Annotated in this window: 12 protein-coding genes; 9 read left to right on the top strand and 3 right to left on the bottom strand. The window is 63.8% G+C overall.

The window, feature by feature from the left end:
• The first annotated feature begins 85 nt into the window (after positions 1–85).
• From xylF to BGI27_RS07580, 7 genes are all read left to right on the top strand, one after another.
• The gene (xylF, locus tag BGI27_RS07610) at positions 86–1,102 is read left to right on the top strand and encodes a D-xylose ABC transporter substrate-binding protein (RefSeq protein ID WP_095524289.1); all 1,017 of its coding nucleotides are present in this window, start codon (positions 86–88) and stop codon (positions 1,100–1,102) included.
• Positions 1,103–1,243: 141 nt separating this feature from the next.
• Positions 1,244–2,779: a D-xylose ABC transporter ATP-binding protein gene (xylG, locus tag BGI27_RS07605; protein ID WP_095524288.1), complete on the top strand. Its 1,536-nt coding sequence runs from the start codon at positions 1,244–1,246 to the stop codon at positions 2,777–2,779.
• 17 nt (positions 2,780–2,796) lie between these two features.
• Complete coding sequence (locus tag BGI27_RS07600) at positions 2,797–3,945, top strand: sugar ABC transporter permease (RefSeq protein ID WP_095524287.1); 1,149 nt, start codon at positions 2,797–2,799, stop codon at positions 3,943–3,945.
• 192 nt (positions 3,946–4,137) lie between these two features.
• Positions 4,138–5,283 (top strand): S-methyl thiohydantoin desulfurase domain-containing protein, encoded by a 1,146-nt coding sequence (locus BGI27_RS07595; protein ID WP_223871664.1) that lies wholly within the window; start codon positions 4,138–4,140, stop codon positions 5,281–5,283.
• Between the two features lie 56 nt (positions 5,284–5,339).
• A complete protein-coding gene (locus tag BGI27_RS07590) occupies positions 5,340–6,527 on the top strand; it encodes a sensor domain-containing diguanylate cyclase (RefSeq protein ID WP_095524285.1) in 1,188 nt (395 codons plus the stop codon).
• Complete coding sequence (locus BGI27_RS07585) at positions 6,491–6,985, top strand: EAL domain-containing protein (RefSeq protein ID WP_095524284.1); 495 nt, start codon at positions 6,491–6,493, stop codon at positions 6,983–6,985. Before BGI27_RS07590 ends, BGI27_RS07585 begins: the two co-directional genes overlap by 37 nt.
• Positions 6,986–7,120 carry an EAL domain-containing protein gene (locus BGI27_RS07580; protein ID WP_141239708.1) on the top strand — a complete coding sequence of 45 codons (135 nt, stop codon included), beginning with the start codon at positions 6,986–6,988 and terminating at the stop codon, positions 7,118–7,120. It begins immediately after the preceding gene.
• Positions 7,121–7,257: 137 nt separating this feature from the next.
• Here BGI27_RS07580 and BGI27_RS07575 read toward each other — a convergent pair whose 3' ends face one another.
• Positions 7,258–10,089 carry a valine--tRNA ligase gene (locus BGI27_RS07575; RefSeq protein WP_095524283.1) on the bottom strand — a complete coding sequence of 944 codons (2,832 nt, stop codon included), beginning with the start codon at positions 10,087–10,089 and terminating at the stop codon, positions 7,258–7,260.
• 119 nt (positions 10,090–10,208) lie between these two features.
• Positions 10,209–12,071, bottom strand: coding sequence for an ATP-binding cassette domain-containing protein (locus tag BGI27_RS07570; RefSeq protein ID WP_223871668.1), 1,863 nt, complete (start codon positions 12,069–12,071; stop codon positions 10,209–10,211).
• A 115-nt stretch (positions 12,072–12,186) separates the two neighbouring features.
• Between BGI27_RS07570 and BGI27_RS07565 the strand changes: the two genes are divergently transcribed.
• Positions 12,187–12,867 (top strand): hypothetical protein, encoded by a 681-nt coding sequence (locus BGI27_RS07565; protein WP_095524282.1) that lies wholly within the window; start codon positions 12,187–12,189, stop codon positions 12,865–12,867.
• 162 nt (positions 12,868–13,029) lie between these two features.
• Positions 13,030–14,721: a hypothetical protein gene (locus BGI27_RS07560; protein WP_141239709.1), complete on the top strand. Its 1,692-nt coding sequence runs from the start codon at positions 13,030–13,032 to the stop codon at positions 14,719–14,721.
• On the opposite strand, the gene phoR is transcribed toward BGI27_RS07560, so the two are convergent.
• The gene (gene phoR, locus BGI27_RS07555) at positions 14,672–15,985 is read right to left on the bottom strand and encodes a phosphate regulon sensor histidine kinase PhoR (protein WP_317984284.1); all 1,314 of its coding nucleotides are present in this window, start codon (positions 15,983–15,985) and stop codon (positions 14,672–14,674) included. The two genes, BGI27_RS07560 and phoR, sit on opposite strands and share 50 nt — an antisense overlap.
• Between the last annotated feature and the right edge of the window lie 9 nt (positions 15,986–15,994).

Raw genomic sequence — 15,994 nt, 5'->3', positions numbered from 1 at the left:
GCGCGTCGCCAAGAACCGGCACCCGGCCATCCAGGGCGCCGGCGTCGGGAGCCGAGCGCTCCCTGCCACCTGAGGAGAGACTCTGATGATCCGTTCCGCCAAACGCAGCACCCTGCTTGTCACGCTGGCTGCGATCGCCGCCCTGGCCGGCCTGCCCGCCTTCGCCTCGAAGGAAAAACCGGTGATCGGCTTTTCCATCGATGACCTGCGCGTCGAGCGCTGGACGCGCGACCGTGACTATTTCGTCGAATCCGCCAAGGGGCTGGGCGCCGAGGTCAACGTGCAGTCGGCCGATGCCAACGAGCAGCGCCAGATCTCGCAGATCGAGAATCTGATCGCCAAGAAGGTCGACGCCATCGTCATCGTGCCCTTCAATTCCAAGGTGCTCACCAACACCGTACGCGAGGCCAAGAAAGCCGGCATCAAGGTGATCTCCTATGACCGCCTGATCCTCAATGCCGACGTCGACGCCTACATCTCCTTCGACAATGTGCGCGTGGGTGCGCTGCAGGCGGAGGGCATCGTCAGGGTCGTACCCAAGGGGGCCTACTACCTGCTCGGCGGCGCGCCGACTGACAACAACGCCAAGCTGCTGCGCGAAGGCCAGATGCAGATACTCAAGCCCTATATCGACCGTGGCGACATCAAGCTGCTCGGCGACCAGTGGGTGAAGGACTGGAACCCAGAGGAAGCGCTGAAGATCATCGAGAACGTGCTGACTCGCAATGCCAACAAGGTCGACGCCATCATCGCCTCCAACGACGGCACAGCCGGTGGTGCGATCCAGGCGCTGGCCGCGCAAAAGCTCGCCGGCAAGGTCGCCGTCTCAGGCCAGGATGCCGAACTGGCCGCAGCCCGGCGCGTGCTTGCCGGTACGCAGACGCTCACTGTCTACAAGCCGATCCACGAGATCGCCGCAGGCGCCGCCAAGCTGGCCGTACAACTGGTGAAGGGTGAAAAACCCGCCTACAACGCCCAGCTCGACAACGGCGCCAAGAAGGTCGACTCCGTCCTGCTCACGCCGACCATCATCACCAAGGACAACGTGAACCTTCTGGTGACCGACAAGTTCTTCACCAAGGAGCAGCTGGGCATCAAGTAAGCGTCTACCCGAAGTCTGCAGCAGGGCTCTTGCAGCTAGGATGCGCCAGAGCCCTGCGCGGGACATGAACAGGCGCTCAACGCCCGCTGGCCGTGCCCCCAGTCTGCGGCATGACCAGCACACTTGGCTCCGGGAGGCTGCGTGGCTGATTACCTGCTGGAAATGCGCGGCATCGTCAAGGCGTTCTCTGGCGTGAAGGCGCTCAATGGCATCGACCTTCGCGTTCGCCCGGGGGAATGCGTCGGGCTGTGCGGCGAGAACGGCGCCGGCAAATCGACCCTGATGAAGGTGCTGTCCGCCGTCTATCCCTACGGCGACTGGGAAGGCTCGATCCACTGGGACGGACAGGAACTGCGCGCACGCGGCGTACGCGAGACCGAGACGGCCGGCATCGTCATCATCCACCAGGAGCTGATGCTCGTACCGCACCTGTCGGTCACTGAGAACGTCTTTCTCGGCAACGAGATCACCACCCGCCTGGGCACGCTCGATTACGCGGCCATGCATCGCCGCGCCGCCGAACTGATGGCCGAGCTGAAGATGCCGCATGTGAATGTGGCGCGCCCTGTCGCCCAGTATGGCGGCGGCCATCAGCAACTCATCGAGATCGCCAAGGCGCTCAACAAGCGCGCCAGGCTCCTGATCCTCGACGAACCCACCTCCTCGCTGACCAAGGCCGAGACCGCCATCCTGCTCGACATCATCCGCGACCTGAAACGCAAGGGCGTGGCCTGCGTGATGATTTCCCACAAGCTCGACGAGATCGAAGCGGTGTGCGACACCATCACCGTGATCCGCGATGGCCGCCACATCGGCACGCGGCCGATGGGTGAGCTCACCGTAGACCAGATCATCACCATGATGGTCGGCCGCGAGATCACCGAGCTGTTCCCGCGCGAGGCGCACGAGATCGGCGAGGTCGTGTTCGAAGCCAGGCATGTCACCTGTCATGACATCGACAATCCGATGCGCAAGCGCGTCGATGACGTCAGCTTCAGCCTGCGACACGGCGAAATCCTCGGCGTGGCTGGACTGGTGGGGGCCGGACGTACCGAGATGGCGATGGCGATCTTCGGCAGCTACCCGGGCCGGCATGGCCTGGAGCTGCGGCTCGATGGCCAGCCATTGCGCGTGCGCTCGCCACAGGAAGCCGTGGAGGCCGGCATCTGCCTGGTGCCGGAGGATCGCAAGCGCCACGGCATCGTGCCGCTGATGGGGGTGGGCTACAACATCACGCTCTCCGTCCTGCAGCATTACGCCCGGCTGGGGCTGATCGACGAAGCTGCGGAACTGAAGGCCATCGAAGAAATGATCGCCCGCCTGCACATCAAGACCGCCAGCCCGCTGCTGGCGATCAGAGGGCTTTCCGGCGGCAACCAGCAGAAGGCCGTACTCGCCAAGATGCTGCTGGCACGCCCGCGCGTGCTGATCCTCGACGAACCCACACGCGGCGTCGACGTGGGTGCCAAGTACGAGATCTACAAGCTGATGATGGCGCTCGTGAAAGAAGGCGTGGCCATCCTCATGATCAGCTCCGAACTGCCAGAACTCCTCGGCGTGAGCGATCGGGTACTGGTGAGCGGCGAAGGCCGCCTGCGGGGTGACTTTATCAACGACGGATTGAGCCAGGAAACCGTGATGGCCGCCGCCATCGGCCAGATTGCCGAGGCGGCATGACGACAGGACGACATGACATGAATGCGCTCCGTACCATCCAGGAAGTTTTCTCCCGCTACAAGATCCTCGCCCTGCTGATCGCCATCGCGCTGATCTGGGCCTTCTTCACCTGGCAGAGCGAAGGCGCCTTCCTGACCTCGCGCAACATCTCCAACCTGTTCCGCCAGATGGCCATCACGGCAATGCTGGCCTGCGGCATGGTGTTCGTGATCATTGCCGGCGAAATCGACCTCTCGGTAGGCTCCATGCTGGGCCTGCTGGGCGGCGTGGCCGCCGTGCTGGACGTCAGCTTCCAGGTGCCGTTCTGGGCCAACCTCTGCATCGTGCTGACCCTGGGCATGCTGCTGGGGCTGTTCAACGGCTACTGGGTAGCCTACCTGCGCGTACCTTCCTTCATCGTCGGCCTGGCCGGCATGCTGGTGTTCCGCGGCGCATTGCTCGCCGTCACCGACGGCGCCACCATCCCGATCGAATCCAAGGCCTTCGTCGGCTTCGGCCAAGCCTACCTGCCCGCTGGCGTGGGCTACGTACTGGCCGTATTACTGTTCGGCCTGATGGTGGTGCTGACCCTGCGCACGCGTGCCGGACGCCGGCGCTATCAGCTGGAAGTGGCGCCATGGTGGCAGGAAGGCGCCAAGCTGGCGGCGATTGCCATCATCATCGGCGGCTTTGTCAGCGTGCTCAACAGCTATGAAGGCATCCCGGTGCCCGTATTGCTGATGCTCGTGATCCTTGGTGCCTTCTCCTTCATGGCACGCCGCACGGTGTTCGGCCGGCGCATCTACGCCGTGGGCTCGAATCTCGAAGCCACCCGACTTTCCGGTGTGAACACCAAGCTGGTGAAGATGTCGCTCTTTGGTCTGATGGGCGCGATGTGCGCACTGGCCGGGCTCACCAACACCGCTCGGCTGGCCGCCGGCTCGCCTTCGGCCGGCAACATGGGCGAGCTGGACGCCATCGCCTCCTGCTTCATCGGCGGCACCTCGATGCGCGGCGGCTCCGGCACCGTGCTGGGCGCCATCATCGGCGCGCTGATCATGGCCAGTCTGGACAACGGCATGTCCATGCTCAGCGTGGAGAGCTACTGGCAGATGATCGTGAAGGGCTCGATCCTGCTGCTCGCGGTCTGGCTGGATGTCGTTTCCAGCAAGGGCTCCGAACGCTGACCTCAGGCCACAGGCCGGTTCGTTCGCCCTGCAACCTCACGCCTGCCAGCCCGACGACATATGATTTCATGATCGAACATTATTGTTCTTAAAGTTTCCCCCGGATGATCCGCTACGAAATCCAGGTCAGCAGGATTTCCAGCAGTTCTTCCAATCAGCCGGGGAGTCATGATGTCAGAGCAATCTTGGGGTTTGAGCGATTTTCAGGACGTCGCCGCAGGAGCAGCCATCCTGGGCAGCGGCGGCGGTGGTGGATATCAGGACGCGCAGTTGATCCTGAAGCAGTTCTCGGGCTGGGGCGGCACCGTGACAGTCAAAGACTATGACGGTGCCAGCCCTTGCAGCGTGATCGCCATGATGGGGTCACCGGATGCTGCGGGCGACATGACCCTCACGGAACTGAGCAGCTCCATCGGCAATACCCTGGCCGTGCAAAAGGCCACCTGCGGCTTCAGCCCGACCTGCTCGATTCCCATCGAGATCGGCCCGATCAATTTGCTGGTGCCTCTGCTGGCGGCTGCACTGCAACTCGGTGATGTACGCTGGGTCGTCGATGGAGACGGCGCCGGCCGCGCCGTACCGGAACTGCCGCAGACCACCTATGCCGGTGCCGCCACCCTGCCACCCACGCCCTGCGTGGTGGCTGACAACGCCACCCAGGCCAGCCAGATGCAGTCCGGCGTGGTCAACACACCGACCACGGCCCAGGTTGAAACGCTGGCTGGCGCGGTGGTGAAAGCCTTCGGAGCCTTCGCCGGCATCTCGATGTGGCCTTCGAGCAGGGCCAACGGTTTCGCGCTCAGCGGCCAGTACATCCCAAACACCCTGGGGCAGATCCGCGTACTGGGCAACTTCCTGCGCACACGGCCCGAAACGGCTGCGGTCGTCCGCCAGATATCGGTCCTGACGGGGCGCACCACGGAAGCCGTGGCGACCAACCACTACATCACGCAAGTAACGCAAGCCACCAGCGATGCCTCGCTCGACGCCGGCATCATCCGTCTGGACAACGATCCTGATCCGTCCAAGAGCACCAGCCGCTTCTACATCTACAACCTCAACGAGAACCTCATCGCCTATTCCACCAGCCAGGCAGCGCCCTTGATCCTGGCGCCGGACTCGATCTGCTACTACTCCGAGGATCAGGCGGCCGGTTTCTCCAATGCGACCTCCGATCTCTCGGTCTACTATGATTTCTCGTCGGGGCGCAGTTCGGGCAAGAAAGTCAGCGTGATCAAGATCGCAGCGCACCCCCGGCTGGTAGCCACGCCGGGAGTCCTGGATTCGTTCGCCGGATTGTTGCGCTCGATCGGCTATGCCAGCGCACTGCCCTATTGATTGAAGGATGGCCGGCGGCCCGCTCCGGGTCGCCGTGCCGATGACATCTTGCTCGGATGCGGAGTCCCCAGCCCACCAGCGACGATCACGACAGGCTGCAGCTCGCGGTGGAAGCCGCCGGGCTGGACCTATGGGAAAACGACCTGGTGGCAGGCACGGTGACCCATCCGGCAACACGGACTTTCATCGAACTGGGCTACAGCCTGGAAGAAGTCGGCAACAGCCTGAATTTCTGGCTAGACATCGTTCATCCGGAAGACCGTCCGGCCATCGATACCGCCTTGGTGGCCTACCGCGAGGGGCGAGCGGACAACTACCGCAGCGAGTTCCGCCTCCTGGGGAAGGATGGCGAATGGGTCTGGTATGCCAACTACGGCAAGGTCATGCGCGGCGCCAAGGAAAGCGGCATGCACCGCTTCATCGGCGTGACCTTCAACATCAACGACCGCAAGCAGCGCGAAGAAGAACTGGCACGCATCAACCGGCTGCTGTCGCTGCAGAACCAGCAGCTCGACCAGATGAACAACCATCTGGAAAAACTATCCACCACCGATCCGCTCACCAAGCTGTACAACCGGCGTGCGGTAAACGAACGGCTGCATCGCCTGGTCAGTGGCGAAGGTGCGGCCTCCGGGCTGTTGTTCGTCGATCTGGACAATTTCAAGAAAACCAACGACCTCTACGGCCATGATGTCGGCGACATCCTGCTGTGCCAGGTGGCGCAGCGCCTGCAATCCTGCATCGATTCGAACGACATGATCGCCCGCTTCGGTGGCGACGAATTCGTGCTGCTGATCCGCGCGCCGGAAAATGACAGGCGGCCGCTCAGGCAATATTTGGAATCGGTTTGCCAACTCGTCCTGAGCGTGCTGGCCCAGCCCTACGTCATCGGAGATCTGCTGGTGTACTCCTACGGCAGTATCGGTGCAGCCTGCTTTCCCGAAGATGGCTGGAGCGTGGATGAACTCACCAAACGGGCTGACATCGCGCTTTACTGCGCCAAGAAGCAGGGGCGCAACCTCTACCGGTTCTTCGAGCCCAGCATGGAAGTGGCGCTGCAGCAGCAGGACAGCATCGAGAAGGAATTACGGGCCGCACTCAAATCCCGCCAGCTCGAACTGCTCTACCAGATCCAGGTGGACCGCGAGCTCAAGCCGATTGGTGTGGAAGCCCTGCTGCGCTGGCACCACCCGGGCTGCTCGGCCCGATGGAATTTCTGCCCGATGCCGTGGCCTGCGACCTGATCCACGACATCGACAATCTGGTGCTCGACAGTGCCTGCGCCACGCTGGGCAAATGGCAACACGATCCGTTACTCAGGGAGATGAGCCTGGCCGTCAACATCACGGCCAAGGCTTTCGAGCACCCCGCCTTCGTACAGACCGTCGTCCGCCTGCTGGAAAAATACCGGCCGCCGCCCGGCAAACTGTGCCTGGAGCTTACCGAGCACGTCCAGGCAAGATCCTTCCCGGCAGCCTCGCGCGTGATCGAACAATTGCGCGTGTATGGTGTGCGCTTCGCGCTGGACGACTTCGACACAGGCTATTCCTCACTGGAAGGCCTCAAGCATCTGGCATTCGACCAGATCAAGATCGATGGCGCTTTTGTCGATGACGTGACCGACGACTCCATGAGTCAGGCCATCGTTGCCGGCGTGGCCTCGATTGCGAAATCCATGAAGGTACAGATCCTGGCCGAATGAGTGGAGCGGCACGAGCAGCTGGAGCACCTGCTGGATTGCGGCATCGACTGCTTCCAGGGGTTCTTGTTCGGCAAACCGCTGCCGCGCGAAATGCTGGAAGCCACGATACACGACGTGATACGGCAACGCGCCTGATGCCTTGCATACAAAAAGAGCCGCCCGAGGGCGGCTCTTTTTTCATCGCCGGACCGCCCCAGGATGAAAAAGCCCCCCTTGAAGGACCGGGCCATCGCATCGTGATGGAACCAGGGGCCAGTTTTCATCCGGGCAGATCAGCCCAGCCTGCCAAGCTGCTCACGCAGCTTCTCCAGCGTCGATCTGAAATCGGCCAGGCGCTTTCTTTCCTGCTCGACCACCGAGGCAGGCGCACGCGCCACAAAGCCTTCATTCCCGAGCTTGGCCTCGGCCTTGGCGACTTCGTTCTCGATGCGGGCGATCTCCTTGCCGACGCGTTCGCGCTCGGCGGCCACATCGATCTCGATCTTGAGCATGGCGCGAAACTCGCCCACCACCTGCACCGGCGCGGGCGAAGCCGGCAGCTCGGCGCCAACGGCGCTGACTTCCGACAGCTTGGCCAGCGCAGCGAGATACGGTGCATAACGCTTCACGGTCGCCTCATCACCGGCCACCAGCAACGGCACCTTCTGCGCCGGCGAAAGGCTCATCTCGGCGCGCAGACTGCGGCAGGCGTTGATCAGCGCCTTCAGCTCGGCCACGGTGGCTTCGGCGGCCTCGTCGATACGCTCGGGCGCGCTCACCGGATAGCCAGCGGTGCCGATGAAGTCAGTCTGCCTGGCGCCAGCCAGCGGGGCCACGGTCTGCCACAGTTCTTCGGTGATGAAAGGGATCAGCGGATGCGCCAGGCGCAGAATCGTTTCCAGCACACGGATCAGGGTTCGGCGCGTGGCACGCTGCTGGGCCTCATTGCCCTGCTGCAGCTGAACCTTGGCGAGCTCCAGATACCAGTCGCAGTATTCATCCCACACCAGCTCGTAGATCGTGCGTGCAGCCAGATCCAGGCGGTAGTCGGCGAATTGCTGCCCCATCTCGGCCTCGCTGCGTTGCAGGCGCGAGACGATCCAGCGATCGGCGAAGGAGTACTCCAGATCGTGGCTATCCAGCCCGCAATCCTTGCCTTCGCAGTTCATCAGCATGAAGCGTGTGGCGTTCCACAGCTTGTTGCAGAAGTTGCGATAGCCCTCGCAGCGGTGCATGTCGAACTTGATATCGCGGCCGGGCGACGCCAGCGAGGCGAAGGTGAAGCGCAATGCATCAGTGCCGAAGGCCGGAATGCCTTCGGGGTATTCCTTCCTCGTCTTCTTGGCGATGCTCTCGGCCTGCTTCGGATTCATCAGGCCGGTGGTGCGCTTGGCGATCAGATCGTCCAGCCCGATGCCGTCGATGAGGTCGATCGGGTCGAGCACGTTGCCCTTCGACTTGCTCATTTTCTGGCCTTCCGCATCGCGGATCAGGCCATGCACATAGACGTGCTTGAACGGAATCTTGCCGGTGATGTGCTTGGTCATCATGATCATCCGGGCGACCCAGAAGAAGATGATGTCGAAGCCGGTGACGAGCACCGAGGAGGGCAGGTAAAGGTCGAGCGCAGGATTGCTCTTCGCCGGCCACTCGGGCGTCCAGTCCAGCGTGCTGAACGGCCACAGCGCGGAGGAATACCAGGTATCGAGCACGTCGTTGTCACGCGTGAGCTCACCGGTATAACCATCCCCGGCGGCCAGCGCCTTTGCCTCGGCTTCGTCGTGGGCAACCCACACACGGCCATCCGCACCGTGCCAGGCCGGGATCTGGTGGCCCCACCACAATTGACGCGAGATGCACCAGTCCTGCAGGTTGCGCATCCAGGAGTAGTAGGTGTTGACCCAGTTCTCGGGCACGAACTTGATCTCGCCGGATTCGACGACTTTGATCGCCTTCTGGCCGATCGACTTGCCATCGGGGCCGGGCTTGTTCACGGCAACGAACCACTGGTCGGTGAGCATCGGCTCGATGACCACGTTCGTACGGTCGCCACGCGGCACCATCAGTTTGTGCGGTTTGATCTCGCCCAGCAGACCCAGCGTTTCGAAATCGGCCACGATCTGCTTGCGTGCTTCGAAACGATCCAACCCGTGATAGCGGGCCGGGGCGTTGTCGTTGATCTTCGCATCCAGCGACAGCACCGAAATCATCGGCAGATGATGGCGCTGGCCGACCGCATAGTCGTTGAAGTCATGCGCTGGGGTGACCTTCACGCAGCCTGTGCCGAATTCCTTGTCGACATACTCATCGGCGATGATGGGAATCTCGCGCCAGTGAGCAGCATCCAGCGCATCGCCCTGCGTCGAGGAAAGTGGCAGGCGGATCATCTTGCCGATCAGGTGCTTGTAGCGCTCGTCCTCCGGATGAACCATCACGGCGGTGTCGCCCAACATGGTTTCGGGGCGGGTGGTCGCCACGGTCAGATGACCGGAGCCATCAGCCAGCGGGTAATTCAGGTGCCACAAATGGCCGTTTTCTTCTTCGGACACGACCTCCAGATCGGACACCGCGGTGCCCAGCACCGGATCCCAGTTCACCAGGCGCTTGCCGCGATAGATCAGGCCTTCGTTGTAGAGACGCACGAAGGTTGCCGTGACGATCTTGGAAAGGCCTGCGTCCATGGTGAAACGCTCGCGGCTCCAGTCCGGCGAAGTCCCAAGGCGACGCATCTGTTGGGTGATCGCGCCGCCGGAATACTCCTTCCACTCCCAGACCTTTTCGATGAATTTCTCGCGCCCCAGATCATGACGGCTGACGCCTTTCGCATCGAGCTGGCGCTCAACGACGATCTGCGTGGCGATACCGGCGTGGTCGGTGCCGGGCTGCCACAGCGTGTTCACACCGCTCATGCGATGAAAACGCGTCAGCGCGTCCATGATGGTCTGGTTGAAGCCGTGCCCCATGTGCAGGGTGCCCGTCACATTGGGCGGCGGCAGCAGGATGCAGAAGGACTGGTCGGCGGGCTTGCTCTGGTCAAGCCCTGCGGCGAAATAGCCGGATTTTTCCCATTGCGGGTACCAGCGACGCTCGATGTCGGCCGGTTCAAAGCTCTTGGCGAGTTCCATGACGGAAATACCTGGGTCGGATGCGCGAAACCGGTAATTATACGGTGCGCGCAGCGCGCGCCACACACCCGGAGCATGCCGCAGGGTGCGCCATGGACATCGCGCCTGCTCCGGCAAAGTCACACCTCGCCGATATCCTCCAGCTCGGTCTGGATCTCCAGCCAGCGCTCCTCGCCCTCATCGATGCTCGCCGCCAGTTCGCCCTGTCGCTTGAGCAGGCTCTGCACCAGCGTGGAATCCCCACCGCTGTAGAGCGCGGGATCGGCCAACCGATCATCGAGCAGTTTCTTCTCGCCCTGCCAGCCCCCTAGCTTGCGTTCAAGCTGCTCCAGCTCCTTGAGCAAGGGACGCCGCCGCGTGAGTCTTGCCTGCCGGTCCGCCTTTTCGGCCTCGCGCGCGGCAATGCGCGCAGCCTTGTCATCGGCGGCCTGCGCATCCATGCTGGCAGCGCTCTCGCGGGCACGGCGGGCATCCAGCCAGACCAGGTAGTCATCGATATCGCCATCGAAAGGCTGCGCCACGCCGTCGGCTACCAGCAGGAAATCGTCGCAGACCGTGCGCAACAGGGCACGGTCGTGACTCACCAGCACCATGCTGCCCTCGTACTCCGACAACGCACGCGTCAACGCATGGCGCATCTCCAGATCGAGGTGGTTGGTCGGTTCGTCGAGCAGCAGCAGATTGGGCTTGTGGCGGATCAGCAGCGCCAGCGCCAGGCGGGATTTCTCGCCGCCGGAGAAGGGGCCGACCTTCGCATCGGCCATCGGCCCGCGAAAATCGAAGCCGCCGAGATAGTCGCGCAGTTCCTGCTCGCGCGTCATCGGTTCCTGACGCACCAGATGCTGCAAAGGCGACTCATCCGGGCGCAACTGTTCAAGCTGGTGCTGCGCGAAATAGCCGAGCACCACGCCCTTGCCGAACAGCGCCGTACCGGCCTGCGCGGCCATATCGCCAGCCAGCAGTTTGATCAGCGTCGACTTGCCGGCGCCGTTGGGCCCGAGCAGGCCCAGTCGTGCGCCGGGCCGCAGTTCGAGCTTCACGCCAGTCAGCACAGTCTTGTCGGCATAGCCCAGCCGCACGTCCTTCAGCGTCAGCATCGGATCGGGTGCGCGGTCGGGCTCCGGAAAAGAGAAATCGAAGGGGGTGTCGACGTGCGCGGCAGCGATGCGCTCCATGCGATCCAGCGCCTTGATGCGGCTCTGTGCCTGGCGGGCCTTGGTGGCCTTGGCGCGAAAGCGGTCGATGTATTTCTGCAGATGCGCGACCTCGCGCTGCTGGCGCTCGTACATCGCCTGCTGCTGGGCAAGCTGGGCGGCGTGCTGATCCTCGAAGGCATCGTAGTTGCCGGTATAGAGCGTGAGCTTCTGCTGATCCAGATGCGCGACATGGGTCACACAAGCATCGAGGAAGTCACGATCGTGCGAAATCAGCAGCATGGTGCCGCGATAGGCTGCGAGCCATTTCTCCAGCCAGACCACGGCATCCAGATCGAGGTGGTTGGTCGGTTCATCAAGCAGTAGCAGATCGGAGCGGCACATCAAGGCCTGCGCGAGGTTCAGCCGCATGCGCCAGCCCCCGGAGAAATCCGATACCGGCCGGACAAAATCGGCGTCGGCAAAACCCAGGCCGTGCAGCAGTGTGGATGCGCGCGCATTGGCCGCATAGCCGTCGATCTCCTGCAAGCGATTGTGCAGCTCGCCGATGCGATGGCCATCGTGCGCAGCCTCGGCCTGTGCCAGTTCGCGTTCGACATGGCGCAGCTCGGTGTCGCCGTCGATCACATAATCCAGCGCACTGCAGCTCAGCGCCGGCGTTTCCTGGGCGACGTGGGCCGTGATCCACGCCGGGGGGATCTCCAGTTCGCCCTGCTCCTGGTGCAACTCGCCGCGCAACAGGGCAAACAGGCTGGACTTGCCACTGCCGTTGGCGCCAACGACCCCGATGCGCCAGCCGGGGTGAATCTGCAGGGAAAGATCTTCGATGAGACGGCGGGCGCCGCGCGCGAGCGCAAGCTTGCGGAACTAGATCAAGGCGTGAGGCTCTGGGAGAATGGGAAGCGACCCGCATTCTACAGGCCCTCGCCGGACCACCCCAGCCATGTCACTCAAGCATTCGCTCCTGCCCGCCCTGCTGCTACTCTCCGCCTGTGCCCAGACGCCTCGTCAGGATCCGGCCGAAATACCGCTCCCCGTGCCGCAGACCCAGGCCGACGTAGACGAGTATCTGCAGCGCGCGGCCGGACTGCGCTCACAGGCCAGCGATCTCCGCGACCAGGCCGAAAGCCGCTACGACAGCGAGGACGCGGCCTGCTTCAAACGCATCCTGGTCAACGCCTGCCGTGATTCGGTGCGCGTGCGCTACGTGGAACAGCTGGATCAGGCCAGGGAATACGAGATCGAGGCCAGCCGCCTGTCGCGCGCAGCCCGCCAGCGCCAGCTAGTACTCACGCCGACGCGTGAAGCGCCCGTTGCAGGAGAGGGCGCACAGCTACTCCCGGTCACGCCCACTACCAAGACAATGCCTGCACCTGCGGGCAAGGCCCGCAGCGCCACCGAAATCCGCACGCCACCGCCTGCAGCGCCCACACCGGAAGCCAAGGCCCGCGCCCAGACCGAGCGGGAGCAGCGCGCGCAGCGCGCGGAAGAACGCAAACAGCGTGAGGCCGAAGCTGCGGCCGAACGCGCCAGACGTGCGCGTACCGATGCCGAGCGCTATGCCGAGCGGGAAGCGCGCCGCAAGGCGGAAGAATCCGGCGCCGAGGCCAGCGCACCGCGCTGAGTCGACTCTCGGGCGACGTGTGAAATCCATCACGCGTCGCGCTCCTGCAAGCCCTTATGCTCATGTCTCGTTCGGGGCATGACAGCACCGCAGTACCCTGCCTTTCACTCTGCCACCACCTCGACCATACTGAACCGGCACGGGCAGGCAAGCAAATTCCGCGTGTCCAACGAGAACCTCCCTGGTGACATGAGCATGCGGCAGACATCCCCGACCCCAACCGATTTCAGCCAGCCCGACCAGAGCCTGGACTTCCTGCGGAACATCAACGTCACTGACATGGATGCGGCGACGTCGGCGCTGGAGACGCTGCTCCAGGGCATGGCCATCTCCAGCCCGGAACCTCTGGGACAGTTGCGGGTGCTGGAGGAAGTGCGGCCGGCGCTCGACTATGTGATGGGCGAAGTCTCCAAACGCTATGCCTCCCGCCCGCTGCCACCGCTCAGCAACGAAGAAGAAACGCTGCAGCAGGTCGTCCGTCTGTGGCGCCTGATGGAGAACAACTACGGCTTCGTCGTTCAGCGCCTGGCGCTGCAGGATGAAAGCTCGCATCAGGACAAGCGCGCCCTGCTCTGCCAGCGCCGCCTGCGTTACCACAGCCTGGCGATGATCGAATTTTTCCGTGCGCATCAGGAAATCCCCGCTGATTACTGGCGCGACCTGCACCGGCTCTTCGCCACGGCCGAACGCGCGGGAGTCGCCAGCGTGCGCGTGTCCGACCCGCTCAACGAAACCTGGGCCGCGCAGAGTGCGCAGGAATGCTATATCGCCACACTGCTGATCGACGCCGCCAGCCCCTACAGCCGCACGCCGTGCGAATTCCTCTGGCTGATCCGCTGGGCTCTGCGTTTCGCACCGCACTGCACGCTGCATGCGGACCGCCAGCCTGGCAACGCCTCCAGCTATCTGCTGTCACCCGAAGCGGACTTCGGCCTGCGCCCTGCACTGGCGCTGCCGGCCGACACCCCCGCGCGCAGCCTGGAAACCACCCGGCTGGCCAGCCACATCCAGGTGGTGGTCGCCCAGCTCAAGGGCGGCGTCAGCGCATCCTCGCTGGGGCTGGGAGAAGACTGTGTGCAGCCGGCCTGCGCGCGCCTGCTGGTATCGCTGTACCGCCCCTGGGGACTGGCCTCGGCGGGCCGCAGGTTCCCGCGTACTGCTGCGCAGGGGCAGATCCGCGTCTGCGTGGAACCGGCGGCGGTCGCCTTCTTCATGACCGGCAAACCCTTCACCCAGCCGGATGACGTACAGGCGAGCTTCAATGACTTCACCCGCACCGAAGCCATGCTCGCGCTCGGCGAGCGCGTGGAGGACATTGCCGGGAAGGAAAACTATCTGGAGCGGAAGGCGCTGGAGCTGGGCTATGTGCAGGAGCTGTGGGACGTACTGGACCAATCCGTCACCGGCTTCCGCCTGATGCGCGCCGATGGCAGCTCACGTATCGATCATCGGCAGCTGATCGGCCTGCGCACCGACGCCCGTGCCCGCATGATGCTGGCCGAGATCAGCTGGCTGCAGTATCAGCAGCGCGGCACGCTGTGCGCGGGGATCTCCATGCTGCCCGGGCCGCCCATGGTACTGGCAGTCAAGCTGCTGGCGGCCGACCGCCGCAACGGGCGGGAACCGTTCCGCCTGGGCTTCCTGATTCCCGGGGTGCCGGTGTTGAAGACCGACCCCAGCCTGATCGTGCCGGCGGGCTGGTTCGCTGCAGAACGGCGTGTCGAGGTGCGTGCCGACGAACATGTCTGGGTCGCGCAGATGACACGCCTGATTTCACGTGGCGCGAACTTCGACCGCATCGGTTTCACGCGCCAGGAGAGCGCTGCAACCGGGCAGCCGGAAAACGCGCAGTGAAACAGCTGCCCTCGCCGGGCTGGCTGCTGATTTCCAGCTGGGCCTGGTGACGCGTAAGCACGTGCTTGACGATGGCCAGCCCCAGCCCGGTGCCGCCGGTAGCGCGCGAACGCCCCTGATCCACACGGTAGAAACGCTCGGTCAGACGCGCAATGTGCTCCGGCGCGATGCCGATGCCACTGTCGCGTACCGAGAAACGCCCCGTGCCGTCCGCCAGCACCTCCCAACTCAACTGGATGCGCCCGTCCTCCGGGGTATAGCGCACGGCATTGCTGGCCAGATTCGAGAAGGCGCTATGCAGCTCGCGCTGGCTGCCCCGCAGGCAGGCCGCGTCCCCTGATTCCAGCTCGATACGGTGCCGTCCACCGGAAAGAACCTCGGCCTCGTGCGCCACCGTGCGCAGCAAGGCCTGCGCATCCACCGAATCCTCTTCGGCCACCGCCACATCTGCCTGCAGGGTGGACAGGGCGAGCAGATCCTCCACCAGACGCTGCATGCGCTGTGATTGCTGCAGGGCGAGTTCAAGGTAGTGGTTGCGCTCCTGTGCCGTGATCTCGTCGCCAGCGTCCAGCACGGTTTCGACAAAACCATTGACCACGGTGAGCGGCGTCTTCAGCTCATGCGACACGTTCGCCACAAAATCCCGTCGCATCGTGTCCAGCCGCTCGGCCATGGTGATGTCGCGTGCCAGCACCATTTCCTGATCCTCGCCGAAGGGGATCACCTGGACCGCCAGCGTCAGGCCATCGCGGTGCGTGCTGCGCAACACCAGCGGCTCAGCAGCCTTGCGCGTGGGGTTGCGCAGATAGTTACCGAAAGCCGGATCGCGCACGAGGTTGGTGATCGGCTGGCCCAGATCGCGCACGGCATCCAGACCGAAGAGACTGGATGCCGAGGGGTTGATCCACTCGATGAGATGCACGCTGGAGAGATAAATCACGCCATCCGGCAAGGCCTGACTGGCTTCACGGAAGCGCGCCAGCGTGCGCGCCAGCCGCTCGCGCTGGTCGCGGTCCGCACGCGAACGGCGTGCCAGACTGGCAAACACGTAATTCCACACGCCCAGCGCGCGCGGCACGGGCGTACCCACGGGCGAAAGACTCCAGTGCATCAGGCGCAGCAGGTGGCGCATGTGAAAGAGCCACAGCGCCAGCGCCAGCACGAACAACATCCACAACGCCGCCTCGCGCCCCAGGAAAGCCCAGGAAAGCCCGCCGGCAATCAACAGTGTCAGCAGCGAAGAGGCGAGGCTGAGCCAGACGATGCGTGCCGA

It is taken from the genome of Candidatus Dactylopiibacterium carminicum, assembly GCF_014736495.1.
GTDB lineage: Bacteria > Pseudomonadota > Gammaproteobacteria > Burkholderiales > Rhodocyclaceae > Uliginosibacterium > Uliginosibacterium carminicum.
The sequence above is the reverse complement of the archived record's forward strand: the minus strand, read 5'-3'. Positions and strand labels throughout refer to the sequence as shown.

Bases quoted from the DNA above. Each gene is read 5' to 3' on its own strand.
- xylF (WP_095524289.1), top strand. From the start codon at position 86: ATGATCCGTTCCGCCAAACGCAGCACCCTGCTTGTCACGCTGGCTGCG.
- BGI27_RS07600 (WP_095524287.1), top strand. From the start codon at position 2,797: ATGAATGCGCTCCGTACCATCCAGGAAGTTTTCTCCCGCTACAAGATC.
- BGI27_RS07590 (WP_095524285.1), top strand. From the start codon at position 5,340: ATGCGGAGTCCCCAGCCCACCAGCGACGATCACGACAGGCTGCAGCTC.
- BGI27_RS07585 (WP_095524284.1), top strand. From the start codon at position 6,491: ATGGAATTTCTGCCCGATGCCGTGGCCTGCGACCTGATCCACGACATC.
- BGI27_RS07575 (WP_095524283.1), bottom strand. From the start codon at position 10,089: ATGGAACTCGCCAAGAGCTTTGAACCGGCCGACATCGAGCGTCGCTGG.
- BGI27_RS07565 (WP_095524282.1), top strand. From the start codon at position 12,187: ATGTCACTCAAGCATTCGCTCCTGCCCGCCCTGCTGCTACTCTCCGCC.